Genomic DNA, 16,115 nt, shown 5'->3' with positions numbered 1-16,115 from the left:
ATATTCAGAGCCCGTAGCGCAGTTTCAGCGTGTCGGGGTGCGGATTGAGGTACACCTGCTCGGCGAGATAGGGGTTGGGGTACTCGCGCAGGTAGTGGCGGATCAGGGTGAGCGGCACCAGCAGCGGAAAGACGCCGGTACGGTACTTATCGATGGTGTCGCACAGCTCCTGCTTCTGGGCCGGGGTCAGCACCCGCTTGAAGTAGCCCTGCAGGTGCATCAGCACATTGGTGTGACTGCGCCGGTTGGCCCGCAGGGTCAGCGCCGCCATCAGCCCCTTGATGTAGTTGTCGGCCACCTGCTGCAGGTCGGCCCTGGCCAGGTTGCCGAGTAGCTTGCCGAGCGCACGGTAGTGGGTGGTGGCGTGGGAGAGCACCAGGTACTTGTAGCGGGAGTGGAAGCGGATCAGCGCAGAGGCGGTGATGCCGCGCGCACAGAGCTGCTGCCAGTCGTGGTAGGCGAAGACCCGCAGCACGAAGTTTTCCCGCAGGATGGGATCGCACAGTCGGCCATCCTCTTCGACCGGCAGCAGGGGATTGGCCTCCATCAGCGCCTTGGCAAACAGGCCGACCCCCTCCTTGGCACTCCCCTCGTTGTTGGCGCCATAGATCCGCACCCGCTCCATGCCGCAGCTGGGGGATTTGGCGCAGAGGATGTAGCCGGAGATGAAGTCGAGCTGGCGCGCCTTCTGCTCGCTGAAGGCGATGAGCTGGTCGGTGACGTCGAAGCTGCCGTTGCTCGCCTCGGCGCGGATCTCGCCGTGGCGCTTGACCAGCCGGATGGCGGCGCGGGGCGCGCCGAGGCCAATGGCCATCTCGGGACAGACGGGGTGATAGTCAAAGTGGGCACCGAGATCCCGCTCGCAGAAACTGGAACGCTTGTGACCTCCGTCGAACCGTACCTCCTGCCCCAGCAGGCAGGCGCTGATACCAACCTTGATCTTGTACATGTCATCACTCCTTGTATAAGTCTGAATCAGTTATAGCAGTTATACAAAAAAATGGAAGTTGTATAACTATTGCGGACTGATACGGCGCAAGGGTGAAGGGTGGATCAACCGGAAATGAAAAAACCCATGACCGAAGTCATGGGTAAAAATGAAGACACTACAGGAAGGATGATTAGAAGCTGTACTTCACACCCAGGCTGGTGATGGAACCCTGTTGCAGGTCCCACTTGCGATAGGTGTAGTCGGCGGTGAGGGCCAGGTTCTGGCTCACCTTGTAGGCGGCGCCCACTTTGAAATCGTGCATGTCGTCGGTCATGTTGGCGTAGCGGTAGGCGGTGGAGAGTTCGACGGCGCCGATGTCGTAGCGCAGGCCGGCCTCACCGTACATGCTGCCGCTGTTCTTGCGGGTGATGACGTCCCAACCGCTGTCTTTGACGTTGGCAGCCACCTGACGCTCCATGGTGTAGCCCATCAGGCCCGCTTCCCCATACAGGTTCAGACCTGTGCTGAGCGGGGTGTAGACACCCAGACCCAGGCTGGAGATGCCCATGCTGTCGTTGCCATCGTTGCGGGAGGTGTACTCGCTGCCCAGACGACCGTAGAAGTTGGAACCGAAGCTCTTGGAGAGATCCAGGTTCAGACCGCCGAAGTCGCGGTTGTTGCTATCTTTGCCGCCAATGTAGTCGGACTTGGTGTGCGCCCAGGTCAGGCCACCTTTGGCATAGCTGAAGGCATCCTCAGCCAGAGCGGAAGTAGAAGCGAAACCGGCCAGAACCAGAACAGAAAGTGCAACTTTTTTCATTTTGATGACTCCATCGTTGAGCTAGTTGAGACCTAGCTGGAATGGGGTCATTGTGCAGAGGACGGGGAGAAATGCCGAGCGGCAAGCTGTTGCCAAACCATGTCAGATGTAAGCAACTGTTGCTGGCGGTTACCGGGTTAACAATCAAGACAGGCTCCACGAAGGAGCCTGTTGCATGAGGGATCAGCGGAACTCCACTTCCTCAATCTCGACCCGCACCAGGGGTTTGCCGGTCAGCCCGGCCGGGCGCGGCACCTCCAGCACCATGGAAGGGCGCTGCTGCCCCTTGCGCAGATAGGACTCCGGCAGACGGTTCTCGCCGACCCAGAAGCGGGCCTCCTGCTTGGCCAGCTGGGCCCCCTGCTCGCTGAACAGGGTGATGCTGCCGCGCACCCGCACCACGTTGCGGGTGCCGGTGTTGCTCACCGTGAATTGCAGTTGCAGGGGATCCGAGCCTTCCAGCTTGGCGAGCTTGACGCCGATCCCGTCCTTGACGGCCTGGGCCAGCAGATCCGGGTTGTTCATCGCCTGCTCGGTCAGCACCGGCACGGCCACCGTGCCCTGCACCGCGCTGCCGTCGGCGGCGGGCTTGAGCAGCAGATATTCCCAGGTGAAGTCATCGTTGAGCTGCACCTGGCGACCATCCGGCAGGGTCACCTGGGTGAGCGGGGCGGCCTGTGCCAGCAGGGGCGACAAGCAGAGGGCAACCAGCAGACGGGACAAGGGTTTCATAGGGTGATGACTCGCGTCGATGGAAAAGGGCGTCAGTATAAAGAGTCCGCCGCACCTTGCCTATGACCGCACTCACGTTCCTGCCTTCGGTTGCCTAGACCACCAGCTCCTGACGCTCCTCCGCCGGCATCATGTCCAGGGTCACCAGATCGAACGCCGTGCTCTTGAGGGCGGTGAGGATATCCGGCTGCAGATCGAACGCCCGGGCTCGCAACCGCGCCGGCAGCCGTACCCGGGCCAGGGTGGTGGCCCGATCGCCCAGGGTATGGAAAAACACCTGCGCCTCCTCCAGCCCCATGTCGGCCAGCATCTGCTCCGCCATGTCCACCATCCGCAGATGACGGCGATCCACCAGCTCGGGATCGGAGAAGCGGTGGCTCAGGCAGCCGTGGGCGCTCTTGCCCCAGCGTCCCAGCTGACGTTTGTTGAAGCCGTAGCGAAAGTCCCTGTGGGTCATGCCCTGTTTGGCGAACAGCCAGAGGGTGTTGTCCGGCAGGCTGCCGAATCGGCGCAGATACTCCCGCAGCTCCTCGACCGGCGCGGGCAGCAGCATGGGCAGGTGGCTCCAGTCGGTTTCCAGCGCGGTGAGGTGACAGATGTAGCGCACCGGATCGATCACCTCGTTGAGGTGGCGCAGGTGATCGCAGAAGATCATCTCATCGGTCTTGATGACCCGCTGCTCGATGCCGTAGCGCTGGCAGTAACGTTTGGCGCGGGCCACTTCCTTGCGGCTGCGGGTCGGGCTGTCCAGGGTGATGGCGCGGATCCGGATACCGCTGGCGCGGCACAGATCCATGCTGTAGCAGGACTCCAGTCGACCGGAGAAGGAGACCGCCAGTTCGCCGTAGCCAGCCAGGGTCTCGATAAGCGACTGCTCCCTGGTCTGAAAGGTCTGATCGTATCCTCGATTCAGCACAACGATATTGGCATCCATAACAACGGCACCGGATGATGAATTGGGCGCCATTGTGCAGCAATAATCCTGAATAAACCCTTAAAGAATGCGGATAAACTAGAATTTAATGATTATTTCATACCAATTATCATCATATTCATCCAGTTGAGTGTCATAAATCCGCAGTTTCGCCTGATGAACCTGGTGCATGCGCAGAAAACCCTCTGCCTGCTCGAGGGAGGCGAACGTCAACCTGCCCCCCTCGCTGTCGGTGAGGCACTGCATCTCCCCATTCACCTCGACGCAGAGCTGATAACCGCTGCCATCCAGACAGGCGATCAGCAGCCCCGCATCCGGATAGTGACTGAGCCAATTGCGAAACCTGCCGTGTTCCATAACTTACCCCGCGTTCCCGCCCGCTCAGGCCGGCAGGTAACCCTGTGCCACCAGCTGCTGGCGACAACTGTATGCATCGGTAAACACCAGGCCGCCGATCCCCTGCGTCTGCGCAGCGGCCACGTTGGCCGGGCTGTCATCGATGAACAGGCACTGCTCGGCCCGCAGATCGAACGACACCAGCAGATAGCGGTAGATATCCGGCTCCGGCTTCATCATCCGTACCCTTGCCGACACCACCTTGCCGCTGAAGAAGCGCCAGAAATCCTGATGTTGCTCCAGCCAGTCGATGCTGGCATGGCCCATGTTGGAAAGTGCGTAGAGGGTGTGCCCCTCCCCGTGCAGTGCCTCTATCAGGCTCAGCATAGCGGGATCCGGCACAAGGGATGGCGGCACCGCCTGCAAAATGGCCAGATTCTCTGCCGTCGACAGGCCGGTTCGCACCTGCGCCTGACGGGCCATGGTGTGCAGCGACAGGGTCCCCCGGTCCACCTCCAGCCAGTCGCCATGGTTGAACAGTTGCTCCGCCAGCTGCTCCGCCCCGTGCGGCCCCCGTACCGAGTGCACGATGCCGACCGGATCCCAGCTCACCACCACTCGTCCCAGATCGAAAATAATCGCCATTCTCACCTCCAGCTCTCTGCATCATTGCGACGGCAAGCGGGTCCATCCGACACGCATCTGCCCCCGCAGGCTCACGCCCCTACCCTGCCCCGTTCGCCACCCACGGGCAAGTTTTACTTGCATCGTACGGTCAAATCCCTTAATGCTTATGGCGTTACCTCAAGGACACACTCATGCACGCACCATTCTTTTTTGCTTTCTCGTTTATCCGGCCCTCATGAGGGAAGGCCAGTCGTCACGTGAAGCACTCGCGTAAACAGAAAGCAAAGACGAATCGAGCCTCCCCTAGCGGAGGTTTTTTTTTGCAGCCACCACAATCGATTACTTGGATAGGGAACCATCATGGCAACGCTCGACGAGATCAGACAAGACATCACCCAGTTGGATCAGGAGCTGCTCGCCCTGCTGGCCAAACGCAAGACCCTCAGCATCGAGGTCGCCCGCGCCAAGCAGGCCAACCCGCGCCCGATCCGCGATCCCCAGCGCGAGCAGGATCTGCTGGTCGCCCTGATCCAGAAAGGGCGCGGACTGGGGCTGGATGCCCAGTACATCACCCGCATCTATCACACCATCATCGAAGACTCGGTGCTCTCCCAGCAGGCCTATCTGCAGAGCCTGCTCAACCCGGCGCAGCAGGAGCCGATGACCAGCGTCGCCTATCTGGGGCCGCGCGGTTCCTATTCCAGCCTCGCCGCCCGCAAGTACCTGGCCCGCTACAAGGATCAGGTGATCGAGGTGAACTGCCAGAATTTCCGCGAGGTGCTGGATGCGGTGGAGTCGGGCCGTGCCGCCTTCGGCGTGCTGCCCATCGAGAACACCAGCTCGGGCTCCATCAACGAGGTGTACGACGTGATGCAGCACACCAGCCTCTCCATCGTCGGTGAGCTCACCTACCCCATCGAGCACTGCATCCTCACCGCCGTGCCCACCGAGCTGTCCCGCATCAAGACCTTCTACGCCCACCCGCAGGTGTTCCAGCAGTGCTCCCACTATCTGAGCAAGCTGGAAGGGGCGCGCCACGAGATCTGCGACTCCTCCTCCAGCGCCATGATGAAGGTCAAAGAGCTGGCGAGCCCCGAAGCGGCGGCCATCGGCAGCGCGGCCGGCGGCGAGCTGTATGGGCTGGACGTGCTGGCCGAACAGCTGGCCAACCAGAAGGAGAACTACAGCCGCTTCATCGTGGTGGCGCGCAAGCCCATCGACGTGGCGCCGCAAATCCCGGCCAAGACCACCCTCATCATGTCCACCTCCCAGAAGCCGGGCTCTCTGGTGGAGGCGCTGCTGGTGCTGCGCAACAACGAGATCAACATGACCAAGCTGGAATCCCGGCCGGTGCAGGGCAACCCGTGGGAGGAGATGTTCTACCTGGATGTCTCCGCCAACCTCAACACCCCGTCCATGCAGGCCGCGCTGATGGAGCTGACCAAGATCACCCGCTACATCAAGGTGCTGGGCTGCTACCCGAGCGAAGACGTCAAGCCGACCGCCGTGCCGCCGGTGCTGATGGGCGGCTGATCCGCCAAGGTTGGGTCGGCCCGGGTATCTGCCGGCCGACACCGCCCATGAAAAAGGCGACCCTGCGGGGTCGCCTTTTTGTCGTCCATTCGCCGTGGGCACGCCGTCAGAACTGGCCTGCCATCAGCTGGTTGATGTTGTAGAGGGCGCGAGTATCGAGCTCCATCTCGGTGGCATAGGTGTTGCCGCGGGGATAGGAGGCCACCACCCTGGCGCCGCGCACCATGCCCGCCACCGACACGTCCAGCGAGTTGGAGGTCTGGGTCAGGTCCTTGTAGCTGCTCTGGCCGCGCACCTGCTGACCGTTGAGCTGCTCGGCCAGCTCGCGGTAGGCATCCATTTTGGAAGCGCGGATAGCCTGCAGCATCTTCTCGGACTGGGAGGGGCCGGGCTGGATGTCGATCACCGCGTAGCCGACCGCCTTGAGTACCGGGAAGTCATCCGGCTTGTTGTTGCCGCCGTAGTTGACCACCCGATTGCCGCCGCTGCACGCCGTCAGCAGCAGGGCCAGCAGGCATCCGAACAGGATTCTCATTGCGTCTACTCCTTTCAGGGCGTCAGGTTGACCAGATGGCCGCCGGGACGCGCCTGGCTGTCACGCATCAGGTAACCGCGGTTGATCGAGGCCCGGCCAAACGAATTGTTGGCACCGAACAGGTATTTCTGCGGGATCATGCTCTGGGCCGTGGTCTCCACCATCTTGGTACGCAGGTCGATGATGCGGGCGTTGACCAGGATCCCCTTGCTGTTGCGGCTGAAGGTGCCGACCAGGATGCGGGAGATGGGCAACCGGGGAGAGAGATCCTTGTAGTTGCGGCTCAGCACGAAATCCCCCTGCGGCGTCACCTTGATGCTGCCGGTCAGCTTGAAGTCCACCACCACCTCACCACGCCGGTTCAGCTCGTAGATGAAACTCTCCTCGATCTGCTGGCCCATCCAGTTGGTGTCCTGCAGGGTATCGAGATCGACGAAGGAGGCGACCGCGATGGGTTCGGTCAGGGTAGTGAGCGACTTGCGCTCCATCAGCTGATCGGTCATGCGAGCCACCAGCCAGTTGAGTTCCATCCCCTGCGCCGCCTGGCGCGGATCACCCAGATCCCGGTTGATGGGGTCGGTGCCGCAACCGGCCAATGCCAGAGCGAGCGCCAACGCCGTGATGAGTTTGTTCATGGATACCTTTCCTGTATCTGCACCTGATTTGTTATCGGTTCGACCGGCCAAAGCTTGAGCCGGGAATGAGGCATGGATCTTGCTAAATATTCGCGGTGTGCTGTGCAACCGGCACGGCTCTGTGATCTGTATCGGCCGGCGACCTCACTTCGACAGGGGTGAATCGCGCCGACCCGCATATTCAAGGTGTTTGTCATGAAATTACCGCTGCTGTTAACCCTGCTGCTGGCCAGTCTGTCGGCCCGGGCCGAGATCATCGAGGCGCAGGGCAGTGCCGCCATCCTGGGCGGGGACGAGGTCTACGCCCGCGAGCAGGCGACCCGCGATGCCCTGCGGCAGGCGCTGCTGGCGAGCGGCGCCGCCGTCTCCAGCATCCAGCGCCTGGAAAACGGCAGCCTGCGCTCCGAGCAGATCCAGATCCGCTCCGGCGGCGACATTCGCCAGTACCGGCTCAAGCGGGAAGAGGTGCGCAACGGCCGCATGTACATCACAGTGATGGCCGACATCCAAGCCGAGCGCCAGATCTGCCAGACCCAGCACTACGCCAAGGATTTGACGCTGGTGCGGCTGCGGCTGCGCTACCCAGAGCAGGCGAGCTACGGCGCCCTCGACGACATGCCCGCCAACCTGTCACGCCGCATGTTCGAGGCGCTGGCCAGCGCGCCGCAAGGGGTGGCCGTGCGCCAGTGGCTGGACGAAAACCTGCGCATCGACCCGCTCCACCTGCAGCAGGGGGATCGCAGCGCCCTCGAGGAGATCAAGGCGCTCAGCCTGCGTACCGACAGCCAGTACCTGGTGCTCGGCAGCATCGACGATCTCTCCATCGAGCCGCAGGGCAACCAGCTGACCAGCTGGTATGAAGATCCCATCCGCAACTTTCGCATGCAGCTCTATCTGTTCGACGGCATCAACGGCAGCCTGCTCGGTCGCAAGGAGTACCAGGGCCGGGCCAACTGGACCTTCGCCAAGCGGGATCAGGTGGGCAGCAGCAGCGGCCAGTTCTGGCAGTCGAGCTACGGCCAGGAGGTCAACTACCAGTTGCAGGAGGCGGTGCAGGATCTGGTGGCCCAGCTCAGCTGCGCCCCGGTCACCGCCCGGGTGGTCAGCCAGAACGAGCGCGGCCCCTACATCAATCTGGGCCGCCGCAACGGCGTCCGGCTCGGGGATCAGTTCCGCATCCAGCACGATGCCGATTTCATCGACCCCTACGGCAAGGCACGCATGCTGCGCAACCCCGCCGACGGCCTGTTCGAAGTGGTGCAGGTATTCGAGGATGGCGCCATCATCAGCAGCCAGAACAAATATTCGCCGTTTAACATCCAGATCGGCGATCTGGCAGTATTGGAATAAGAATCAAGGGTTTAAAAGGGAGCCGCTTCTTGTATAATGCCGGCCACAAGGTTCCCGTAGCTCAGCAGGATAGAGCGGTCCCCTCCTAAGGGACAGGCCACTGGTTCGACTCCAGTCGGGAACACCATACAAAACAAGGGGTTGGCATCGTCATGGTGCTAACCCCTTGGTCGTTTTTGGCCTCGTACCCCTCTCCGTACCCCTCCAGTGCAGTTCATTGCACAACACCATCATGCTGTAAAGCCCCTTAAAATAATGAGAATTCAATAGCAAATAAATCCTATTCAATAAACTTTCAAACCTACATCACCTCCATGAGTTAGCAGGCTGATGTCTGCATTTCACAATTCCTGGAGGAGATATGGCTCACCTGATTGACACCATGGCCTACACGGGCCAAACCCCTTGGCATGGCCTTGGCAATATTTTGCCCCCGCAACAATCTCTCGATATCTGGCTACAGGCAGCCGGGATGGATTGGACCATCGAGCAGAGCGACGTGATGTTTAACGTCGCCTCCGATGCACTGCATATCCGCCCCTACAGCGACAGCAAGGTGCTGTATCGCTCCGATACCCTCGCCCCCCTATCGGTGGTCTCAAGTCGCTACAACGTGGTACAGCCTCACGAGGTGCTGCACTTCTATCAAGATCTGGTAGAAGCCGGTGGCTTTGAGCTGGAAACAGCAGGCTCGCTTAAAGGCGGCCGCAAGCTGTGGGCTCTGGCTAAAACAGGTCAGGACCTAAAGCTCAAAGGCAATGACTTGGTAAAGTCCTATTTGCTGCTGGCGACCAGCTGCGACGGCACGCTCTGCACCACGGCGCAGTTCACCTCGCTGCGGGTAGTCTGCAACAACACCCTACAGATGGCACTGCGCGGCGCTACCGGTGCCATCAAGGTGCCCCACTCTACTCAGTTCGATGCAGCTGTCGTCAAAGAGTCGCTCGGGCTGGGGCTCTCTCATTGGGATGAATTTAAGGCGCAGACCAAGGCGCTGGCACAGCGGCCCGTGGCCCCCGAAGAGGCACTGCGCTTTTTCAGCGACCTGTTGGCGCAACCGCTGGATGAGGAGAACATCATTCTCACCAAGCCGGTACAACGGCTGCATGAGCTCTATCAGGGCGCAGGCATGGGCTCAGAACTTGTCAGCTCCCGCAATACCGCCTGGGGGCTGGTCAATGCGGTAACGGAATACGTGGATCACCACCGCCGTGCCCGCAGCCAAGATCACCGGCTCGACTCCGCCTGGTTTGGTCAGGGGGCCCAACTCAAATCCCAAGCCCTGAATCAGGCACTCACTCTGCTGCAGTAATTACGCTTCCCCATTCAAATCGCATAACGACCTCACCCGGACTGGCGCAAGCCAATCCGGGCGTAGCCATTTATGCCGTCAACAAGGAATAGTCATGAAAGCAAAAGCCAAATATGGCCAAGCCCTGCGGCTAGCCTCTACTACTCAATTAACCCGCGAGCAGTGGCTCGCTATCCGTAAACTCGGCATTGGTTCCTCCGATGCCGCCGTCGCAGTGGGGCTCTCCCCCTACAAATGCCCGCTCAGCCTCTGGCTGGAGAAGACCGGTCGCAAGGAGCCGGAGGATATCTCACACAAGGAAGCCGTGCTGTGGGGCATTGAGCTGGAGCCTGTGTTAGCGCAGGTCTATGCCAAACGCACCGGCTTTCGTGTGCGACGGGTCAATGCTGTGCTGCAACACCCCGAGCAACCCTTCATGCTCGCCAACCTCGATCGGGAGGTAGTCGGCCATCCCGATGGGCCGGGCATTCTGGAGATCAAGACCGCCAGCTATCACAGCGCCCCCCAGTGGGAGGAAGGTGTGCCGGTGGCTTATCAGTGTCAGGTACTGCATCAATTAGCGGTTACCGGCCATGCCTGGGCTGAGGTGGCAGTGCTGATCGGCGGCCAGGATTTTCGGATTTACCGCATCGAGCGCGATGAGGAGAAGATCCAGGATCTCACCGAGCGGGAAGCGCAGTTCTGGCAGATGGTGCAACAAGACCAGCAGCCCGAGCCTGACGGCTCCAATGATGCCGCCAATGCCCTGAGCTGGCTGTTTCCCCGCGATGATGGCCAGACGGTGGATCTCTCGGATTCTCCCGAGTTCAACCAGCTGTTTGGCGAGCTGCTGCGATTGCGTCAGCAAAAGGAAGCCGTCGAGCTGCAAGAGTCGCAGCTCAAGCAGCGGTTGCAAGCCACCTTAGGTGAAGCCACTGCCGGGCTGTTTGCCAACGGCAAGATCACTTGGAAGCGCAGCAAAGACCGGCTGGCACCGGATCTGGATAAGCTCGGTCAGGATCATCCCGACCTGCTCACCCGTTATGTCAAACCGGTGCCCGGCGTGCGCCGTTTCACCATTCAACCCTTGAGGCAAACACCATGATCAAAGGACTGGCGATTACCCCGCCCGTGATCGGGCGGATCTGCATCGGCAAGCTGGTGCAAAAACAGGATAAGTGGGTACCGGAGAAGGACGACAGCTTCACCCTCACCACCCAGGTACAGCAAAAGGGGGGATGGTTGCTCCATCCCCTGCATCAACACTACTCATCGCAAAAGAGTGGCCAAGGTCAGGAGCAAACCAAGATCCGCGCCATTCCAGTGCGGGTGCTGTTCAACGACAGCGACTTGAATCTGCGGGCGGAATACAGCGCCTTTGACCGGCAAACCGGCAGGCCGCTCTGTGTCGGGAATGGGGAGGTGGCGAGACGTGTGGGGGCGCAAGGCATGGAGGAAGTCAGCTGTCCAGGACCAGAGCGCTGCGCCTTTGCAGGGCAACAGGGCTGCAAGCTGTACGGACGACTGAACCTGTTTGTGGAGGGGCAAGGGGATGAGCTGGGTAGCTTTATCTTCCGCACCACCGGCTACAACTCGGTACGCACCCTGGCTGCGCGACTGAAGTACCTGGAGGCAGTGAGCGGGGGTCATACCCGCTATCTGCCGCTCACCCTGCGGTTGCGGGCCAAGAGCACTACCCAGTCCTACCGCACACCGGTCTACTACGTGGATTTGACCTTGCGGGAAGAAACCAACCTGACTGAGGCAGTCAGGCAAGCACTGGAGGCCGCCCGGCGTGATCAAGAGGCGGGGCTCGCCATCGACCAGATGGAGCAGGCCGCTCGCGACCTGCTGCGCAATGGCCAATTTGAGGATATCGATGAAGAGGTGCCGATGCTGCTGGAAGAGTTCTATCCTGAAGCAAACAGCGACGATACGGCGAATGGAAACGTAGGGGCAGTGGAGGTTGCCTCGCATAACGCACCGCAAAGCCAAGTAACCAGAATGCCGCAGAGGCCACAACCAAGAAGGAGTCCACTCACCAACAAATTGGGGAAAGGGAGCCCATCCTCTCCCCAGTGAATGGCGGGCGTTCAGCCGGGACGGGCTAACCGCTCAACCAACCGCTCAACCGTTTCCAGCAACAGGGTTCGGTCAGCAACATCGAGCCGGGCCAGTTGCTGGCTCAGCACAATGCCCTGCTCGGTCGGGCGGTTACTGGTCTCGCGCAGAAAGTCCGCCAGCTCACAACCAAACAGTTGAGCGAGCTCCGCCAGCCGCACCACGGTCGGCACCACAATCCCTCGCTCCATTCGAGAGACGGCCTCCATCCCGATATTGAGGTGTTCAGCCACATGCTCTTGCGTGAATCCGGCTTGAGTACGCTTGTGGCTAATCGCCTTGCCAACGCTCTTGGCTAACAGCTCAAGGTTGATATCTGTCATGGTTCCTCCAGTCAACCCGTATGGTTGACCATGGACTCATTGACGATAAGGACTCAAAAAGGCGAGTATCGACCTAGTTGGTTGTAATTGGCCGTAAATCGATGATCGCTACGCTGACCGACTCACCGACAACAAACATCAATCCTCGTTTGTGGCATCCCCTCCCATCTCGGGTAAAGCGCTTTTACGCGAGCGGTTAGGGCGACTGCCATTGTTACTATTACTCTGTTACATAAGGAAAAGTACATGGCTCGTTATCCCGTTATTGCCTCCCTCTTTTTTCTCGTCGTCACGATTTATTCACTCTGGACCGGTAGCTCCCCACAGCTCGGATTCTGGGGCCATATCTGGCACTTTGTCTTTGGCTCGCTGTTTACCTCACTTGGCCTGATGGGCGGGGAATTGTTCCGCCGCTTTACCCAACCAGACATGCTGTTTGCTGACGGCGCACAGGAGATGTTCAAGAAAAAGTTGTTTTGGAAAGTTGGTCCCCAGCTCATCGGGGGCGTGGTGGGCTACATCGCGGCAGGTGGCTTTTTACAAAATGTGTTGGGTTACTACGTTGGATAAGGAGAGTTAACCATGAACAAATGTTGGATCACGTTGACGGCCATCCTGCTATGCAACAACGCCCTGGCCTATGGCGAGGCCGGACGCTGGAGCAGTGGCTGGGGACAGGGGACCAGCGAATACACGGCGGTGGTCAACGAGCAAAACAACCTCTATATCGCCTGTAATGACACCCGCAAGGTCAGCATGACGGCTACCGTGCAGGGCAAGGAGTACGGCTCTTATGCTGGGCAAGCTTTCACCATCATCATCGATGGCAGCCAATACGATGCGCCCTATGAGACCGAGTCCCGTGTCGGTGAGAACAATTTCTTCGACATGTGGGACAAGCTACGCAAGGCCAAGTCGATCCGCATTTTGACGGCTGACGGCAAGCAACTCGCACTGCCAACCAAAGAGGTCGCCGCTGTACTGCCCGCCACCAATACCCCCGAGTTTGACTGCTTGATGTGGGACCAATAGTTCACACCCATTCCCATCCAAGAGGAGGCATTTGCCTCCTCTTTTCATTTCTGCCATTCACCCACCTGTGAAGGAGACACACTATGCCCCCCTGTATTCCTCCCGAATGCGAGCCGTTCGACCAGCAAGGCTTTTGGCGCAAGCTCTGCGCCTTTGCCAAGCGTGCCGGTCGGCCCTTTATTGAAACCTGCCTGTTGCTCTACTACACCAGCCAGAAGGATGACCTGCCGCTCTGGGCCAAGCTGCTGATCTACAGCGCGTTGGCCTACTTTATCTCGCCCATCGATGCGATCCCGGATGTGCTGCCTATGGGGCTCACCGATGACATCGCGGTGCTAAGTGCGGCACTCGCCAGTATTACCGCCTTTATTGACACCCAGATCCGTGCCCGTGTGGCCAGAAAAATGCGCGAGCTGTTCGGACAAGATTAACCCCCACAAGGAGTACACCATGACTATTCCCTTTTTCCGGGACGGCTTTACCCTGCCCGTTGACCAAGCATTGCTGGTTCTCCTCGACCAAGAAATAGCTAAAACCGAGCTCAATATTGAGCGCTTAACCCAACTGACCTTCAACTTTCGCAATCCCGGCTACAGCGCCGAGCAAGGCGGCGTGCACCCGGTCGAGATCCGCTTGATCCGCGGGCTCGATGGCTGGCTGTTCGATTACGTCACCGACTTCAGCTACCAGGGGCAGGGCCAAGATGCTGAGCTCTGCAAGGAGCTCGATTTCAACTTCCTCGATGGGGAACACATCATGTTGGGCTGGGGGCCACTGCGACTGGCCGAAGCGCGGGAGTTGTTCGATATCTGGCAAAGCAACTTCATTGCCTACTGTCGGTTGGAATGTTTCAGCATCACGGTCGCAGGGGATTAGGAGGACACGATGAGCCAAGAATTAGCGCTCTCCCACTACTCACGCCAATGGCTGGGACGAGTCGCCACAAGCGCCAAGCTAACCCCCACTCGCAGTGGTCAGCTTTGGCTGCTACACCTGACCCCGGATAGTCCACACATCCGCACAGTCACCCTGCAGGTCCGTTGGTCTGGCGTGCAGTGGCAACTGCTCTCCCTCACCAATGCTGAGGACTGGCACACCATGAGCCAGCCGAGGGATGAGATCTGCATTGACCCCAAGCGAAATTGTTTCTGGCATTGCCAAGCAGGGCCGGTTCCGCTCAGCGAGCAGCCCCGCGTGCTGGCCAACTTTCTGAGCGACCTGCAGCGCATCTGCATCCATCGCGGCTATGCCGTGGAGAGTGACCCCACCCCTGACAAGGAGAGCGAAGATAATTAACGCCGTGATCGCCATCGAGCTGGAGGCTTACCTTGATCACCATGGCCAGATTGACGTGGTGCATGACCAAAGCCAGCCAGTGAACGGTTATGCCCTCTACCTGCGCTATGAAAACGAACAGGGCAATAAACTGGTTCAATGGCTGTGCGACCACCCGGATCACCGCTGGCTAACCCAGCTAGGCACACTGCTTGCGACCAGTTACCACGTCCCGTTGTACGACTACACCACTCACACCCTTGCGGCCTGAACACCACCAGCCAATCCTGCAACCACCACATTTACCACCCTATTAACCAAACACCTCGCCGACCCAGCCGCATCCCTCACGGTGGGGCGATGGCGTATGGAGCCTAATCATGTTGCATCAAAAACTCACCGCCGGGGAGCAACCCGGCACCTACCGGGTGACTGACCTTGTCACCGACGATGACCTGCTCACCATCGCCCAAGCTGTTGCCCGCCAGAAGCTCGCCAAGGGCATTGCCATCACCGATAAACACGTGGCCCATCAGGCCCTGCAAGGACTGCTGCAAACACGGGATCGCGAAGTGTTTGCGGCACTGTTCCTCGATAATCAGCACCGGATCTTGGCCTACGAAGAGCTGTTCCTTGGCACCCTGTCCGCTGCGACCGTCTACCCCCGCGATGTGGTCAAGCGAGCTTTGCATCACAATGCCGCCGCGCTGATGCTGGTCCACAACCACCCGTCGGGATACCCGGAACCCAGCCGGGCAGATATCGACATCACCCACAGATTGCAGCGCGCGTTGGAGTTAGTCGATATCCGCACCCTGGATCATCTGGTGGTCGGGGCGGAAGGCGTCGTATCACTGGCCGAGCGAGGTCTGCTATGAGCCTTACTCCAGACAAAACACACCTCACCGCCCTCGACATCCTCCTCGAGCTGCGCTGCTGGCTTGAAGATAACGTTCAGATGCAGGCTGAGCCCGCCATCGTGGCTCACCTCCCCAACGGTTATTTGCTCACCCAAGCCGACTGCATCGAGGCCATTGACACACTGCTCCACCAGCTACGCCATTAGTCACGCCAAGAAGGAATAAACGCCATGCGATTACCCAATCCCTATTCCCTTGAGGAAACCCTCGAGAAGCTGCGCCATGGCCTGACAGCCGTCAGCAACGAAGATGCGCTGACGTTGCTGGAGAAGGCCATCGCCAAGGCTAGTGATGACCGGAGTTATGCCAAGCAGTTTGAAGAGACCTTGCAAGGCTCCACCATCGAGATACGCGACTGTCTCAGCTGCTTTGGCGACTACTTCGAACGATCCCGAGACGCACCGCCCTATTACCCGCACCACGATGCCGTTAACGGCATTGATTGTGCGCTCTACGCCATCCTGTTCGATGCCGCTCACCCAGACGCAGCGCAGGCACAGCAATAACATGTATACCGATCGCCGAATAACATGCATGCCGATCACGTTTCCACCCAATAACGCCAGCATCCCCAAACCCGGATCATCAGCGCCAACACCATGATCCGGATATCCCGACTGTCACCGGGGCAACCTGGACTGGCTGGATCATCCGGCATTCAACTGGGTAAACACGATGATAGGAAATGTGAAAAACTCGCTGCGGGGCAGTTGCCATACG

23 protein-coding genes, 1 tRNA gene and 1 other annotated feature are annotated in these 16,115 nt (G+C 59.6%); of the genes, 15 read left to right on the top strand and 9 right to left on the bottom strand.

What is annotated here, in order from left to right; all coding sequences use genetic code 11:
• Positions 1-4 precede the first annotated feature (4 nt).
• From AB5Y81_RS00120 to AB5Y81_RS00095, 6 genes are all read right to left on the bottom strand, one after another.
• On the bottom strand, positions 5-949 hold the full coding sequence (locus tag AB5Y81_RS00120) for a DUF523 and DUF1722 domain-containing protein (protein ID WP_017783768.1): 945 nt from the start codon (positions 947-949) through the stop codon (positions 5-7).
• 172 nt (positions 950-1,121) lie between these two features.
• Positions 1,122-1,751, bottom strand: a complete 630-nt coding sequence (locus AB5Y81_RS00115; protein WP_005303698.1) for an outer membrane beta-barrel protein — start codon at positions 1,749-1,751, stop codon at positions 1,122-1,124.
• Positions 1,752-1,934: 183 nt separating this feature from the next.
• Positions 1,935-2,483 (bottom strand): DUF3157 family protein, encoded by a 549-nt coding sequence (locus AB5Y81_RS00110; RefSeq protein WP_279484725.1) that lies wholly within the window; start codon positions 2,481-2,483, stop codon positions 1,935-1,937.
• 94 nt (positions 2,484-2,577) lie between these two features.
• Positions 2,578-3,450 carry a hypothetical protein gene (locus AB5Y81_RS00105; RefSeq protein ID WP_017784403.1) on the bottom strand — a complete coding sequence of 291 codons (873 nt, stop codon included), beginning with the start codon at positions 3,448-3,450 and terminating at the stop codon, positions 2,578-2,580.
• Between the two features lie 45 nt (positions 3,451-3,495).
• A complete protein-coding gene (locus tag AB5Y81_RS00100; RefSeq protein ID WP_279484726.1) occupies positions 3,496-3,774 on the bottom strand; it encodes a DUF6482 family protein in 279 nt (92 codons plus the stop codon).
• Between the two features lie 24 nt (positions 3,775-3,798).
• Entirely contained in the window at positions 3,799-4,398 is a 600-nt protein-coding gene (locus tag AB5Y81_RS00095; RefSeq protein ID WP_279484727.1) for an HAD family phosphatase, read from the bottom strand.
• Between the two features lie 169 nt (positions 4,399-4,567).
• Positions 4,568-4,702, top strand: a sequence feature (Phe leader region).
• Between the two features lie 38 nt (positions 4,703-4,740).
• On the opposite strand from AB5Y81_RS00095, the gene pheA reads away from it, so the two are divergent.
• On the top strand, positions 4,741-5,913 hold the full coding sequence (gene pheA, locus AB5Y81_RS00090) for a prephenate dehydratase (RefSeq protein WP_279484728.1): 1,173 nt from the start codon (positions 4,741-4,743) through the stop codon (positions 5,911-5,913).
• 106 nt (positions 5,914-6,019) lie between these two features.
• On the opposite strand, the gene AB5Y81_RS00085 is transcribed toward pheA, so the two are convergent.
• Complete coding sequence (locus AB5Y81_RS00085) at positions 6,020-6,448, bottom strand: LPP20 family lipoprotein (protein WP_005303718.1); 429 nt, start codon at positions 6,446-6,448, stop codon at positions 6,020-6,022.
• Between the two features lie 14 nt (positions 6,449-6,462).
• On the bottom strand, positions 6,463-7,083 hold the full coding sequence (locus tag AB5Y81_RS00080) for a FlgO family outer membrane protein (RefSeq protein ID WP_005303721.1): 621 nt from the start codon (positions 7,081-7,083) through the stop codon (positions 6,463-6,465).
• Between the two features lie 195 nt (positions 7,084-7,278).
• Between AB5Y81_RS00080 and AB5Y81_RS00075 the strand changes: the two genes are divergently transcribed.
• The 5 genes from AB5Y81_RS00075 (at position 7,279) to AB5Y81_RS00055 (ending at position 11,806) form a co-directional block, all read left to right on the top strand.
• Positions 7,279-8,433: a flagellar assembly protein FlgT gene (locus tag AB5Y81_RS00075; protein WP_010634842.1), complete on the top strand. Its 1,155-nt coding sequence runs from the start codon at positions 7,279-7,281 to the stop codon at positions 8,431-8,433.
• A gap of 50 nt (positions 8,434-8,483) precedes the next feature.
• Positions 8,484-8,560: transfer RNA gene (locus AB5Y81_RS00070), tRNA-Arg, on the top strand.
• Positions 8,561-8,794: 234 nt separating this feature from the next.
• On the top strand, positions 8,795-9,745 hold the full coding sequence (locus tag AB5Y81_RS00065; RefSeq protein ID WP_201880236.1) for a DUF932 domain-containing protein: 951 nt from the start codon (positions 8,795-8,797) through the stop codon (positions 9,743-9,745).
• Between the two features lie 94 nt (positions 9,746-9,839).
• The gene (locus AB5Y81_RS00060; protein ID WP_139392549.1) at positions 9,840-10,829 is read left to right on the top strand and encodes a YqaJ viral recombinase family protein; all 990 of its coding nucleotides are present in this window, start codon (positions 9,840-9,842) and stop codon (positions 10,827-10,829) included.
• Positions 10,826-11,806, top strand: a complete 981-nt coding sequence (locus tag AB5Y81_RS00055) for a hypothetical protein (RefSeq protein WP_201880230.1) — start codon at positions 10,826-10,828, stop codon at positions 11,804-11,806. The genes AB5Y81_RS00060 and AB5Y81_RS00055 overlap by 4 nt, the downstream gene beginning before the upstream one ends.
• Positions 11,807-11,817: 11 nt before the next feature.
• Here AB5Y81_RS00055 and AB5Y81_RS00050 read toward each other — a convergent pair whose 3' ends face one another.
• Positions 11,818-12,168: a helix-turn-helix domain-containing protein gene (locus AB5Y81_RS00050; protein WP_201880227.1), complete on the bottom strand. Its 351-nt coding sequence runs from the start codon at positions 12,166-12,168 to the stop codon at positions 11,818-11,820.
• A gap of 246 nt (positions 12,169-12,414) precedes the next feature.
• On the opposite strand from AB5Y81_RS00050, the gene AB5Y81_RS00045 reads away from it, so the two are divergent.
• The 9 genes from AB5Y81_RS00045 (at position 12,415) to AB5Y81_RS00005 (ending at position 15,901) form a co-directional block, all read left to right on the top strand.
• Positions 12,415-12,738, top strand: a complete 324-nt coding sequence (locus AB5Y81_RS00045) for a hypothetical protein (protein WP_123173866.1) — start codon at positions 12,415-12,417, stop codon at positions 12,736-12,738.
• A 12-nt stretch (positions 12,739-12,750) separates the two neighbouring features.
• On the top strand, positions 12,751-13,200 hold the full coding sequence (locus tag AB5Y81_RS00040) for a hypothetical protein (protein WP_201880224.1): 450 nt from the start codon (positions 12,751-12,753) through the stop codon (positions 13,198-13,200).
• 83 nt (positions 13,201-13,283) lie between these two features.
• Positions 13,284-13,631 (top strand): YkvA family protein, encoded by a 348-nt coding sequence (locus AB5Y81_RS00035; RefSeq protein ID WP_201880219.1) that lies wholly within the window; start codon positions 13,284-13,286, stop codon positions 13,629-13,631.
• 19 nt (positions 13,632-13,650) lie between these two features.
• A complete protein-coding gene (locus AB5Y81_RS00030) occupies positions 13,651-14,076 on the top strand; it encodes a DUF2787 domain-containing protein (protein WP_201880216.1) in 426 nt (141 codons plus the stop codon).
• Between the two features lie 9 nt (positions 14,077-14,085).
• A complete protein-coding gene (locus AB5Y81_RS00025; protein WP_201880213.1) occupies positions 14,086-14,496 on the top strand; it encodes a hypothetical protein in 411 nt (136 codons plus the stop codon).
• 4 nt (positions 14,497-14,500) lie between these two features.
• The gene (locus AB5Y81_RS00020) at positions 14,501-14,746 is read left to right on the top strand and encodes a hypothetical protein (protein ID WP_279484730.1); all 246 of its coding nucleotides are present in this window, start codon (positions 14,501-14,503) and stop codon (positions 14,744-14,746) included.
• A gap of 109 nt (positions 14,747-14,855) precedes the next feature.
• Positions 14,856-15,353, top strand: a complete 498-nt coding sequence (gene radC / locus AB5Y81_RS00015; protein WP_201880210.1) for a DNA repair protein RadC — start codon at positions 14,856-14,858, stop codon at positions 15,351-15,353.
• Positions 15,350-15,541 (top strand): hypothetical protein, encoded by a 192-nt coding sequence (locus tag AB5Y81_RS00010; protein ID WP_043133630.1) that lies wholly within the window; start codon positions 15,350-15,352, stop codon positions 15,539-15,541. The genes radC and AB5Y81_RS00010 overlap by 4 nt, the downstream gene beginning before the upstream one ends.
• Positions 15,542-15,565: 24 nt before the next feature.
• A complete protein-coding gene (locus tag AB5Y81_RS00005; protein WP_171269275.1) occupies positions 15,566-15,901 on the top strand; it encodes a hypothetical protein in 336 nt (111 codons plus the stop codon).
• Positions 15,902-16,115: the final 214 nt, after the last annotated feature.

Source organism: Aeromonas sp. s2 (assembly GCF_040907935.1).
Lineage (GTDB): Bacteria > Pseudomonadota > Gammaproteobacteria > Enterobacterales > Aeromonadaceae > Aeromonas > Aeromonas dhakensis.
The sequence above is the reverse complement of the archived record's forward strand: the minus strand, read 5'-3'. Positions and strand labels throughout refer to the sequence as shown.